A 12312-nucleotide genomic window follows, 5' to 3' on the forward strand; every position below is an offset into this window, starting at 1 on the left:
AGCGCGGGGCGGTTTACCAGCGCCACACGGGATACGATGGTGAAGGGCCTATTGCTCGTCCTTGGGCGGCATCCGGGGCGGTGGCAGCGGCGTGAAGACTGCGCCCTGCGCGCCGGCCGGCGGGGCATTGAACTCCCCGGTCGAGGAATCGCCGCCGCTGGTCTCGAGGATGACCTTGGGCGTCACATATTCCCGGACCATGTCGATCAGACTGCCCTCGCCACCGCCGAAATCCGCCGCGCGCCCGCCTTGCGGATGGCCTGCCGCGATCTCGTTCTCGGCCGCATGGGTCTTGTCGGCCAGGGTGTCGTTGTACGGGACGCGGAAGGCGCGCGGGATGCCGCTCGGACGATGATCCTCGTCGAGTTCTTCGACCCAGAGATAGATCGAGCCTGGATCGCCCTCCAGCGAATGCGGCTCGACGATCCGCGCCTTGAGCAGCTTGAAGGCGGTGGGCAGCCGGTCGGTGCTGGCCCAGCCCAGCAGCCCGCGCATCTCGGTGAAGCTGACGACATAGAAGGCACTGGTCACGACCACCGCGACCGCCTTCAGCGACCAGTGCAGCCGTGCATAGACCAGCACGACCAGCAACAGCGCACCGATCACGGCATAGGCGATCGACAAAGTGAGGATGACCGTCTGCAGATTAATCACGGCGGATCCTCTTTACGTTCGCGCTCACACCGGTGCTCGGGTCGAGATCAGCCCCGTTGCGCCACTTGCTGCGGAACGTCTCCATCAGCGATTTCGGCCGCTGGCTCACGTCGATGACCTTGCCCTCGGCGTCGAGCCGGAACCTCACCGCGGTCTTCTCGTCGCCGGTGTGGTCGAGCGTGAACTTGTTGTCGAAGACCACCTGCGCGGTCGGATTCAGCTTCTGCACCTTCACATTGGCGGTCACGGGCTCGCCGGTCGTTGCGACGAAATGCGAGACGTTGACGGTGTATTCGCCGGGGACAATGCCGCGCAGCGTCACGATCTCCTCGCGGATGGGCGAAGCGATCTTCTTTCCGGCGACCATGATGAAGTCGTTGGCCCCGCCCCGGTCGTCGCGATCGAGCGTGAGGAAGCCGGCCTCGCGATGGCGATACCAGGCGATGTTGCCGGCGGGATCCTGCACGAACAGGTCGAGATCATCAGGATGGTTGTCCGGCCAGTCCAGCGTGATCATGAACTCGGCCTTGGAGTCGATCTTGCCCTCCTTGGCATCGGGGGAGACCGCGAGCAGCGCGAGGAAGAACAGGAAGGCGACCACCTGGAGCGCCTTGAACAGCATCACACCCAGCGGATCGAACGACTCCTCGCGCGGATAGAGACCGAAATCGTCCATCATGACGGCGTTCCAGCGCCCTTATTTCCAGCGCCGTGGCGCTCGAGAACCGGCGTCACGTAGGTCTCGGTCAACACCACCGCGTCCGAGAACACCCGCTGGGTCGCGGCGTCGAGCATGTAGTACTGGATGCGGACTAGTATGGAGCCGACAAGGCCCGCCAGCGTCGTGTACATCGCGACCGCCATGCCGTCGCTCATCAATCCCATCGAGGAGCGCATCGCGACCTTGTCGGCGGCATCCAGCCCCGCGATCGGCGCCAGCATGATGATGAAGCCGACGATGGTGCCGAGCAGGCCGAGCTTCATCAGCGTGTCGGAGACGAACGCACCGAACCCGTTGGAGCCGCGCAGGCGGTCGGCGAGCGTCCGCAGCAGCAGCGTCTGGTCGACCGGGCGATAGTCCTGTGCCGCGGCTTTCGTCACGAGACTGTCGATATGATCGCGCACCAGGCCGCGCGGCAGCGCGGACGTGCTCGCATCGAGCGCTCTGCTGCCGTCGGGAGCCGCCAGCACCGCGCGGCAGCGCCGTGCAGCCGCGCCCTCACGCGCGATCGCCCGTGTGCGCAGGAAGCAATGACCGCAGGTCAGGATATAGAGAACCGCGATGACGCTCGAAATGTAGGTCCGATCCGAGGTGAGCATCAGGTGGATCAGGCCGAAGCGCCACAGCAGCACGACCGCGAAGATCGACAGCCCGGTAAAAATCATCCAGAACAGCAGCGCGCTGCGCTCGGAGGGGTCGGTCGCAGTGTTCGCGATCGGTCCAATCGTCATCGAACTCATGCTGCACTGCTCCTGACCTGCGATTCCACCCCGATTAGATCAAAGCCGCCGTTTCCGGTCCAAAGACCCATGCCCAATCCGGCTTGGGAAATTTGCCCGAACTGCAATCCTGCCGTGCCTTGCAATTGGCAAGGCGCGGCGGCGTTGTTAGGCTGAGCTTACCAAACTTTGGGGTGATCGCATGCGCCTCGTGCTTCAGCTTGTCGCCCGCCTGCTTCTCATTGTGGCGCTGTGCCTTGGCGCAGCAACCATATGGGCCACGTTCGATGCCTATCGCAGCGTCGACCGCGCGACTGCGGCGTCCGCGCAACGGGTCGCGCAGGCCCTTCAGGGCCTTTACTGGCACGAACTCTTGCTGCGCAGCAGCAGGATGCGCGAGCATCTCGTACCGGTTCCGGAGTGGCGCACGCTGGAGACGATGAAACTGATCTCGCCCGGCGTCTGTGTCGAGTTCCAGCCCGCGACCGCGTTCGAGAAGCCGCTGTGCGGCCAGAGCCAGGGGATCGGCCGAACGCCGCCACGCTGGTTCGCGGCCATCGTTCCGATCTTCCTCGGCAGTCATGCCGAGGCGGTACGGCCCGTCAGCCCCCGCGCCGCAGCCGCCGGAACGGTCGTTGCGACGCCGGATCAAGCAGCCTCGATCTCGCTTGCCTGGGAATATATCCTCAACGTGATCGACGTCGCGCTGCTGATGGCGGCGGCGATCGCCCTGCTCGCCTCGCTCGCGATCGCCCACACGCTGGCGCCGGCGCAGGCCATCGTGCTTGCCCTGCAGCGGATGGCGCGCGGCCAGTATCGCACCAGGCTGCCGCGCTTCCGCTCGATGGAGCTCGCGATGATCGGGGGCGCCGTCGGTGCGCTCGGCGGCCGGCTTGAAGAGGCCACCGAACAGCGCGCGGCGCTGACGCGGCGCCTGATCGAGATCCGCGACGACGAGCGCCGTGCGCTCGCCCGCGAGCTCCACGACGAGTTCGGACAAAATCTCTCGGCCATCCTGGCTTTCGCCAACACGATCGAGATGGCGAGCACGCAGCAGAAGGACGGCGGCACCGCGCAGGATGCGCGCATGATCTCGCAGGCCACGCACCATCTGATGGCGTCGCTGCGCGATGCGCTCAAGCGCCTGCGCAATCCCCTGCCCGAGGAGCTCGGGCTCGAGGCCAGCCTCGTCAACCTCGTCGATAGCTGGCGCTCGCAGAGCGCAACGCAGCCGACCATCCAGCTCGACCTCAAAGGCGATCTCACCGACATCAGCGGCCCCGCCGCCACCACCGCCTATCGGGTCGCCCAGGAATGCCTGACCAACGCGCTGCGCCACGGTGCGGCGCGCGAGATCTCGTTGCACGTCGAGCGGTGCGCCGGCGAGGACGACGCACTGCTGATCCGCGTCGAGGACGATGGCGGCGGCGATGCGGCGCGCGTGGCGCGCTCGGCCGGCTTCGGCCTCACCGGCATCCGCGAGCGCGTGACCGCAGCCGGCGGCTCGCTGTCGATCCTGCCCGCGCGGCGTGGGCTGAGCGTCGCCGCGACGATCCCTCTCGCTGCGTGAGGCCGCCATGAGCGATGTCGCAGCAACAGGCATCTCGGTGCTGCTGGTCGACGATCACCCGATCGTCCGCCAGGGCTACCGACGCGTGCTGGAGAGCCAGGGCGATCTCCACGTCGTGGCGGAAGCCGACAACGCCGCTGATGCGTACTCCGCCTTCAAGGCGCATGACCCCGACGTGATCGTGATGGACATCTCGATGCCCGGCGCCAGCGGGCTCGAGGCGATCCGCAACATCCGCGCGCGCAATCCGCGGGCCCGTGTCCTTGTGTTCACCATGCACAATGAGGCGGTGCTGGTGAAAGCCGCCTTCAATGCAGGCGCCTCCGGCTTCGTCACCAAGAGCAGCGCGCCCTCTGCCGTCGTGAACGCGATCCGCGGCGTCGCGCGTGGCGAGCGCGCCATGAGCGACGACATCGCGCATGTGCTGGCCGACGACAGCCTGTCGGCAGGCTCGGCGCTGGATCAATTAGGCGAGCGCGAGATCGAGATCCTGCGCCAATTCGCCGGCGGCGCCACCACCGAAGAGATCGCGGCGCATCTCAATCTCAGCGTCAAGACGGTCCAGAACTATCACTACCTGATCAAGACGAAGACCGGCGCGCGGACGGACGCTCAACTGGTGAGGTTGGCTGCGGGGTGCGGGCTGACCAGGATCTAGCAGCAGGACTGCCGCACTGACTGGCATGACATGAAATTTCTCAATCTGCCGAGCGGAATGGAACAGAGGCTATTCCATTCAAGTTGATAGCGCAGCGTAGGAGAAGGTCATGAGTAAGGGTCATCACAACGCCGTCGCCCATCCTCCGATCATCACTGTAGGCGAGCTCATCGACGAGCTCTGCCGCCTGCCTGATACCGCCGTCGTCCACTTCCGCTGCCCCATGCTCGATCAGGAGCTGACATTCTATCGCCTTCGCAAGCGATCAAAGGACGACGTCGAAATCGCGGTCAATGCATATCCGGATAGTCCGCCGGTCGTACCGGGATCCAACGGCAATTTTCAAGCGCGCAAACATGCGGCAGCTTCGCGCCCGGTTCGCGACGGCGCCGCTCTTCACAAGGCGCGAGAGTAAGTCAGGCGGGTCTAACCGGCCTTCAGCCCACGCAGCACCAGCGCGAGCGTCGCGTCGACGCGCGCGGGCAGTTCGGCATCCTTCCATTCGTCGGCATGGGCCGGATGATGGAAGCGGCAGGTCGCGTCGAACAGCGCGCGTGCCGTCGTCTTGACGTCGTCGACGGCAAACACGCCCTGCTTGACGCCGTCAGCCAGGATCGCCGCGATCTGGTCGACCATGGTGTCCTTGTGGCACTTGACGGCCGCGCAGGCCTCGCGTGCCAGCGTCAGATAAGTCTCGAACATCTCGGGGTCGTCGAGCACGCGCGAACGCTTGGCGGCGAACAGCGTGCGCAGCCAGCGATCGAGGCGCGCGGGCGCAGGACCCTGCTCCTCGGCGATCGCGAGCAGCGGCGCGTCGATGCGGTCGAGCCAGCGCTTGGCCACAGCCTCGCGCAGCGAAGCCTTGCTTGGGAAATGGCGATAGACGCTGCCGTGGCTCACATCGAGCGCGCGGGCAACGTCGACAACGGTAGCCTTGGCAAGTCCGTAGCGCCGCAAGACGTCCTCCGTGACCTCGAGGATCCGCTCCGGCGTCAAGACAACGGCTTCGTTCATGCCAGCACCATGTTCCCGTTCAGGGTCCAGTTTACCCGGCGATGGAGGCTTACCGAAGCGCCCATACCGGTCGGTTCGGAAAGCGTCTCGCCTTAATGAGGCAGTTTTGCAGCCTGCGCCGCGATCTGGCGCGCGACCAGCAAATTGAGCCAATGCCCAATCGTGCCGGTGAAGTTGATGATTTCGGTCGTCATTTTCTTAAGTCTCCATTCGTCCGCGGTCCCCACCCCAAAATTACGCGCCTTGATCCGTCGTTGTTTCGGACCTCGTGCTCCCCGGGAGGGATGACCGCGGGACGCCCAATCGGAGCGTCCGGGAACGGATATACAAGGCTCGATGACAGATTTCAATATCTGTTATTCAATGATCCGTGAATGACAGCTAATTTCTGCGGCCGGCGGCGTGCCGCCTAGCCCGACGGTTGCCCTTCCCAGCCTCCCATCATTTGACTTGGCAGATACGCTGCTAAACCCTGGATACAAAAGGTATTTTTGACGCCCGCCGCCTTCGGTCACCCTGTCAACGCATGCTCCGCGAAAGCTGAGAAATCCCTGAGGAGCGGATGATCGCAACGTGATCCGCCTTTCACCCCGGCATCAGGGCGGGTTACGCTGCGGCACCAGCCCTACGAACAAGAAACGGATCCGCCCCATGCCCATCGTCAACCGCATCGCCGCCCTCTCCGATGAAATGGCCGCCTGGCGCCATGACCTGCACGAGAATCCGGAGTTGCTTTACGAAGTCCACCGCACCGCCGGCATCGTCGCCGACAAGCTGCGTGAGTTCGGCTGCGATGAGGTGGTGACGGGTATCGGCCGCACCGGCGTCGTCGGCGTGATCCGCGGCCGCAAATCCGGCTCCGGCCGGACAATCGGCCTGCGCGCCGACATGGACGCGCTGCCGATCATGGAAACCGCCGATGTGCCCTATGCCTCGAAGATCCCGGGCAAGATGCACGCCTGCGGCCATGACGGCCACACCGCGATGCTGCTGGGCGCCGCAAAGTACCTCGCCGAGACGCGCAATTTCGACGGCACCGCGGTCGTGATCTTCCAGCCCGCAGAGGAAGGTGGCGGCGGCGGCAAGGCCATGGTCGAGGACGGGCTGATGACGCGCTGGAACATCGAGCAGGTCTACGGCATGCACAACATGCCGGGCCTCCCCGAAGGCCATTTCGCGACGACGGCGGGCCCGCTGCTCGCCTCCTCCGACAACATCCGCATCACTGTCCGCGGCAAGGGCGGCCACGCCGGCGCCACGCCGCACCAGGCAATCGACAGCGTCCTGATCGGCTCGCAGATCGTCAATGCGTTGCAATCGATCGTCGCGCGCAACATCGATCCGCTAAAATCGGCGGTGATCTCGGTGACGCAATTCCATGCCGGCACCGCCTTCAACATCATTCCCGAAACCGCCGAACTCAGCGGCACCGTGCGCACGCTCGACCCTGACGTGCGCGATCTCGTCGAGCGCCGCATCGGCGAAGTCGCCGACAGCGTCGCCCGCGCCTATGGCGGCTCGGCTGAGACGAAATATTCGCGGATGTATCCGGTGACGATGAATCATGCGCGCGAGGCCGGCGTCGCCGCCGACGTTGCCCGTGACATCGTCGGTACTGAGCGCGTCAACGACCGCATCATCCCGATGATGGGCGCGGAGGATTTCTCGTTCATGCTGGAGGCACGTCCCGGCGCAATGGTGCTGGTCGGCATGGGCGACAGCCCGGCGTGCCACCACCCGGCTTACGTCTTCAACGACAACATCCTCGGCCACGGCGCCTCGTTCTGGGTGCGCCTCATCGAAACGGCGATGCCGGCCGGCTAACGTCGATCTCGGGTGGGTCAGCCTCCAGGATTGCGCTGAGCGTAAACCGCTCGGCGTAACCCACCCTGCGACGTCTACGCCTGTACCACCTCGTGCCGCATCACGAACGGCGCGAGCAGCGTGTGCACCTCGCCCGCAACGATGTCGCGCTGATCGGCCGGCAGCCCGGCAAGCGTTACCGTCGCGATCGAGCCGTGACTGCCGTGCGCGCCGACCTTCACCTTGCAGTCGATGCCGCGTGCGACGATCGGGGTCAGCACCCTGGTGAACACGCGCTGCGCCGCGTCCCAGCGAAGTTGCGGCTTGAACACCTTGCCGACGCCGGTCACCGGCATCGGGTCGATCGGAATGACCTGCACCGGCACCGCGGCGCGCTCCGGCGTGCGTTCGCGCACCCACGTCTCGAGTTCCCCGGGCTCGACCGATGCGCCGGGCTTCAACTGTACGTACCCCACCGGCAGCTCACCGGCATAAGCATCGGGCTGGCCGACCACCGCGGCAAAGCCGACGGCGGGATGACGGAACATGATCTCCTCGATCGGCGCCGGATCGATGTTGTGACCGCCGCGGATCACGAGGTCCTTGGCGCGGCCGGTGATCCAGAGATAGCCGTCGGCGTCCAACCGGCCGAGATCACCGGAATTGACCCAGACCTTGTCGACGAAGGCGCCCGTGTTGTGGGCATCGTTGAGATAGCCGCCGAACACGCCGGGCCCGGCCATGATGACGACGCCGATCTCGTCGGGCTTGCAGTCGCGGATCAGGTTGCCGTCGGCGTCGAGCTGCACGATGCGGACGCGCGCATAAGGCATGGGAAGGCCGACCGAGCCGAGCCGGATCGGTCGCGACGGATAGGCCAGCGTGTGCACGCTCGAAGTCTCGGTCATGCCGTAGACCTCTACCACCGGCAACCTGAGCTTTTCCTGGATCGCAGAGCCGACCGCAACCGGGATCGCCGAGCCGCCGCCGGCTGCATATCTGAGACTGGAGATATCCGCATTCCCCGGCGGCACCGCGAGCGCTGCGGCGAGCACCGTCGGCACGCTCGACAGCGCCTCGGGCCTGAAGCGCTCGACCAGGCCCCAGATGTTCTTCACGGCGTTGGGATTGCGCCAGCCGCTCGGCGACAGCACGACCAGCGAGCCGCCGGCGGATAGCGTCAGCAGCACCTGCGTCAGCGATCCGCCGACATGAAACAGCGGCATGCCGAACAGCATGTTGGCGCCGGGCTTCGCCTTCAGCAGCAGGTTGAGCGCCCAGGCCTGATAGACCTGGTTGGCATGCGTGTGCCGCACCAGCTTTGGCGTGCCAGTGGTGCCACCGGTATGGAAATAGGCGGCGATGTCGCTGCCGAGAATCTTGCGCCCGCTGATAAGCCGATCGGACGGCTGCTGCTTGATCAGATCGTTGAACGCAAAAACTGCCTTGGCGGGATCGCCGCCGCCCGCCACCTGCACGATTGCCTTGAGGTGCTTGAGCTGCGGGCGGATCTGCTCGACCTTCTGCCAGATGTCGGTGCCCGGCATCGGCCCGAGCGCCACCAGGATTTTCGTGTTCGCCGCTTCCAGAATTTCCGCGATCTGGTGCGGCTCGAGCAGCGGGTTGACGGGATTGGCGATGCCGGCAGCCTCGGCGCCGAACAGCGTCACGAAGGCGTCGGGCAGCAGCGGCAGCATGAAGGAGATGACGTCGCCCTTCTCCGCACCGAGCGCGTGAAACATGTTGGCGGCCTGCGTGACGCGCGCGATCAAGTCGCGGTAGCTGACCACGAGCGGCGTATCGGCCGGATCGGCATTTTGCAGAAACTGGATCGCAGCCCCGTCGGGGTTGCGCGCGGCCCCAAGCTTGATCGCATCATAGGTACTCTCGGCCGCAACGCGATCGGCGTAAGGGACCTGCTCGAAGGCTCGGACCTCCTCGTCCGTCAAAAGCTCGGGATAATCTTTACCAATGAGCCGATCGAGCGCGTGGATGCCCGCCATGGAATTCCGTCCTCCCTCAGATCTCGTCCCTCGCCGCCTGTCTTTTTGACATTGGTTCAACGGGGCCTCGACAGATTGACCCGTCGAGCGCGACCACAATGATGGATGATTTGGCGTTCGTCCATTGCCTGCCGGCTGTGGCGATGAACAACGCCTGACAGGCCTTTGAACCTCCCTGCCCGATCCGGGTACCAAGATCAGGGATTGGATTCATCTGCCAGCGTCCTGCCGCAAGACTTGAGGTGATCATGACTACGCCCAAGCGGGACCGCACCACGCGATTGATCTTCGCCTTCGCCATGGCCGCGATGGTCACCCTGCCGAGCGCAGCATTCGCCGAGGGCCAGTTCGACAAGATGCGCGCCAAGATCGCGGCCTTCGTCGGCGACAAGATGGAAAAGCTGGGCGGGTCGCGGGTCATCTACGTCGTGGACAGTGACGCCTTGCGCGAAAGCGTCGTCACGGATCTGCGCGACGACGTCTACAAGATCTTGCACGACGGCCATATCGCCTTCTCCAATCTTGCCATCCGCGATGGCGGCGTTGATGTGAAGATCGCGGACGCCAGAGGTCGCGACCAGCTCGCGCGCAAGCTCGCCTCCGCCGCGGAGGGACTGCCGTCACACGTGGTCTCTGTGACTGACGGCGGCGATGGAGCGATTCGGCTCGCGCCGACCGATGCCGCGTCCAAGGCTCGGCTGAACGAACTGGTCGAAGATTCCATCGCCATGATCGAGCAGCGCCTCAAGGACGCGGACGTCCAGCTCGTCAGTGTCGTCCCTGACGGGACCGACCGCATCCGCATCTTCCTGCCCGGGGTGACCGACCCCGAGCGCATCACCGCGATCTTCGCCCGGAAGGTCAAGGTCAGCTTCCACCCGATCGATGCTTCGATGTCCGCGGAACAGGCACAATCCGGCACGCCGCCCGAAGGCTCGGAAGTCCTGCTCGGATTCAAGGACAAGCGGCCCTATCTGGTCGTCAAGGACAGCTCGAAGGACAGCGCGCTCGACGGCGAAGACATCAGCTATGCGGCGCCGGGCTTTGCGGCCGGCACCAAGGATCCGGTCGCCCAGTTCCGCTTCAACGGGCGCGGCGCGCGACGTTTTGCCCATCTCACCGAAGAGAGCGTCGGCAGAGCTCTGGCCATCGTACTCGACGACAAGGTGATCTCCGCTCCTGTGATCCGCGAGCCCATCACAGCCGGCTCCGTCCAGATATCAGGCAATTTCACCCTCGAGGAGGCCAACAGCGTGGCCATGCTGCTGCGCGCCGGTGCCCTGCCCGGACACCTTACGCTCGTCGAGCAGCAGGTCGTCCAGCCGGGCGCCAAGCCATAGGACTTGCTGGACGGCCTTTTTCGTGCCGACCGCCCCTCCGGACGCCACGTCCTGCCTCGGGCCCCCGCCCCGAATCACGTTGTGCGCCGGGATCATGCGCGCAACCAACGGGCAATTGCCGAAACCGCCGATCAGGCTAAAATTTGTCCCTTGCGGCAAGGCGACCGAAGGCCTCATTTCAAGCGGTCGTCATTCGATTTCGGCTATAGGTGTCGCGGATACCGACCAGGACTGAAGGCCTTACGCGGGATTAGTACCATGCCGTCCGGCAGTGCAGACATTTCCTCGATCCTCGACCGCATTCTCGACGCGGCCACGGATAACCTCAGGATCGCGAAGATCCTGGTCCAGATCGGCCTCGATCCCAACAACGTCACCTGGGACGCGATCTTCAACCGGCTGCTGGAGATCTTCGTCCACAACATCACGCTGGCCAATCTGTTCGCTACGATTGGCGCCGGCTTCTTCGTAGCCACCCTCCTGATGCGGACGATGGTGCCCCTGCGCGTCGCCAACATGATCGGCTGCGCCTTCTTCGCCATTTTCGGTGCGCTCTCCGCCAATGTCTCGACGTTCCTGCTCTATCTCCTGATGCTTCCGATCAACGCCTTGCGCCTGCGGCAGATGCTCAAGCTGGTCAAGAAGGCGCGTCATGCGGCGGAAGGCGACATGTCGATCGAATGGCTCAAGCCGTTCATGACCGAGCGCAAATACCGCCGCGGCGACACGCTGTTCAAGCTCGGCGATCCGGCCAAGGACATGCTGCTCACGGTCACCGGCAAGTTCCTGGTCAAGGAGATCGGTGTCGAGATTCAGCCGGGTGCGCTGATGGGTGAGCTCGGTTTCCTCACGCCGGATAACCGGCGCACCGGAACGATCGAATGCATCGAAGACGGCCAGGTGCTGACGATCACCTATGACCGCCTGCTCGAGATCTACTTCCAGGATCCGCAGTTCGGCTATTACTTCCTGGTGCTGACCAGCCAGCGCCTCCTGCAGAACATCGATCGCCTGCAGAAGCAGCTGGCCTCGGCACGGTCCGCGACCACGAACAAGATCGCCTGACGAGGCTAGCTCAGCAGCAGCGCCATGCCCGGATCGCCCTTCTCCATCGCGCGCTGATAGGCCGGACGCGCACCAATGCGGCCGAGATATCGGGCCACGTTCGGACAGCGCGTGAGGTCATAGGGCTGGAAATAGCGCATCGTCGTCAGCGAAAAGCCGGTCATGATATCGGCCGTGGTGAAACTACCGCCCGCCAGATATTCGGCATTGCGCACGCGGGCATCGACCAGATCGAAGGCGCGGTCGACGCGCGCCTTCGTCGCCGCCAGCATCGGATTGTCATCAGTGAGCTTGAGCCGGTTCAGCAACATCAGGCGGCCCATGCCGGCTTGCAAGGTGCCGTTGGCGAAGTGAAACCAGTACAGGAATTGAGCGAAGCCGGGATCATCGGCGCGGAGCATGAGGCGACCGTTGCCATACTTGGCCAGGATGTAATCAACGATGGCGCCTGACTCGGCGAGCACGAGGTCACCGTCGGTGATGACGGGTGCTGCTCCGATCGGATGCAGCGCCTTGTAATCGGGCGGCGCCAGCTTGGTGACGGGGTCGCGGGCATAGCACTTCAGCTCGTAGGGAATCCCGAGTTCCTCGCAGAGCCAGACGATGCGTTCCGATTGCGATTTGCCGAGGTGGTGTACGGTGAGCATGACGTCTCCCTGCGATCGCGAGCTGGATCGGTTGTGACAGAGTATCCTAACCTGTCATTGCGAGCGCAGCGAAGCAATCCGGACTGCTGCCCGCGGCACGATTCTGGATTGCTCCGCG

The 12312-nt window shown here is 64.6% G+C and carries 12 protein-coding genes; 6 read left to right on the forward strand and 6 right to left on the reverse strand.

Translation table 11 applies throughout. The features are described from left to right. Positions 1–48 precede the first annotated feature (48 nt). The 3 genes from JQ631_RS27715 to JQ631_RS27725 are packed head-to-tail and all read right to left on the reverse strand — an operon-like array spanning position 49 to position 2115. Positions 49–654, reverse strand: a complete 606-nt coding sequence (locus JQ631_RS27715; RefSeq protein ID WP_212332189.1) for a hypothetical protein — start codon at positions 652–654, stop codon at positions 49–51. After that, positions 647–1333: a DUF2135 domain-containing protein gene (locus JQ631_RS27720; protein ID WP_212332192.1), complete on the reverse strand. Its 687-nt coding sequence runs from the start codon at positions 1331–1333 to the stop codon at positions 647–649. The genes JQ631_RS27715 and JQ631_RS27720 overlap by 8 nt, the downstream gene beginning before the upstream one ends. Further along, complete coding sequence (locus tag JQ631_RS27725) at positions 1330–2115, reverse strand: MotA/TolQ/ExbB proton channel family protein (RefSeq protein WP_212332196.1); 786 nt, start codon at positions 2113–2115, stop codon at positions 1330–1332. The genes JQ631_RS27720 and JQ631_RS27725 overlap by 4 nt, the downstream gene beginning before the upstream one ends. A 181-nt stretch (positions 2116–2296) precedes the next feature. Between JQ631_RS27725 and JQ631_RS27730 the strand changes: the two genes are divergently transcribed. The 3 genes from JQ631_RS27730 (at position 2297) to JQ631_RS27740 (ending at position 4737) form a co-directional block, all read left to right on the forward strand. Beyond that, positions 2297–3664 carry a sensor histidine kinase gene (locus JQ631_RS27730; protein ID WP_212332199.1) on the forward strand — a complete coding sequence of 456 codons (1368 nt, stop codon included), beginning with the start codon at positions 2297–2299 and terminating at the stop codon, positions 3662–3664. A gap of 7 nt (positions 3665–3671) precedes the next feature. Continuing rightward, a complete protein-coding gene (locus JQ631_RS27735; protein ID WP_212332202.1) occupies positions 3672–4322 on the forward strand; it encodes a response regulator in 651 nt (216 codons plus the stop codon). 109 nt (positions 4323–4431) lie between these two features. Next, the gene (locus JQ631_RS27740; protein WP_212332205.1) at positions 4432–4737 is read left to right on the forward strand and encodes a hypothetical protein; all 306 of its coding nucleotides are present in this window, start codon (positions 4432–4434) and stop codon (positions 4735–4737) included. A gap of 11 nt (positions 4738–4748) precedes the next feature. On the opposite strand, the gene JQ631_RS27745 is transcribed toward JQ631_RS27740, so the two are convergent. Next, entirely contained in the window at positions 4749–5336 is a 588-nt protein-coding gene (locus JQ631_RS27745) for a TetR/AcrR family transcriptional regulator (protein WP_212332208.1), read from the reverse strand. 651 nt (positions 5337–5987) lie between these two features. On the opposite strand from JQ631_RS27745, the gene JQ631_RS27750 reads away from it, so the two are divergent. Continuing rightward, entirely contained in the window at positions 5988–7160 is a 1173-nt protein-coding gene (locus JQ631_RS27750) for a M20 aminoacylase family protein (protein ID WP_212332223.1), read from the forward strand. Between the two features lie 74 nt (positions 7161–7234). Here the strand turns inward: JQ631_RS27750 and JQ631_RS27755 are convergent, their stop codons facing one another. Then, the gene (locus JQ631_RS27755; RefSeq protein WP_212332226.1) at positions 7235–9142 is read right to left on the reverse strand and encodes an acyl-CoA synthetase; all 1908 of its coding nucleotides are present in this window, start codon (positions 9140–9142) and stop codon (positions 7235–7237) included. A 248-nt stretch (positions 9143–9390) separates the two neighbouring features. Here JQ631_RS27755 and JQ631_RS27760 point away from each other — a divergent pair, with 248 nt between their 5' ends. Further along, entirely contained in the window at positions 9391–10482 is a 1092-nt protein-coding gene (locus JQ631_RS27760) for a SecDF P1 head subdomain-containing protein (RefSeq protein WP_212332240.1), read from the forward strand. A 258-nt stretch (positions 10483–10740) separates the two neighbouring features. Then, positions 10741–11547: a Crp/Fnr family transcriptional regulator gene (locus tag JQ631_RS27765; protein WP_212332242.1), complete on the forward strand. Its 807-nt coding sequence runs from the start codon at positions 10741–10743 to the stop codon at positions 11545–11547. Positions 11548–11552: 5 nt separating this feature from the next. Here the strand turns inward: JQ631_RS27765 and JQ631_RS27770 are convergent, their stop codons facing one another. Continuing rightward, complete coding sequence (locus JQ631_RS27770; protein WP_212332245.1) at positions 11553–12194, reverse strand: glutathione S-transferase family protein; 642 nt, start codon at positions 12192–12194, stop codon at positions 11553–11555. Positions 12195–12312: the final 118 nt, after the last annotated feature.

It is taken from the genome of Bradyrhizobium manausense (assembly GCF_018131105.1).
Classification (GTDB): Bacteria; Pseudomonadota; Alphaproteobacteria; order Rhizobiales; family Xanthobacteraceae; genus Bradyrhizobium; species Bradyrhizobium manausense_B.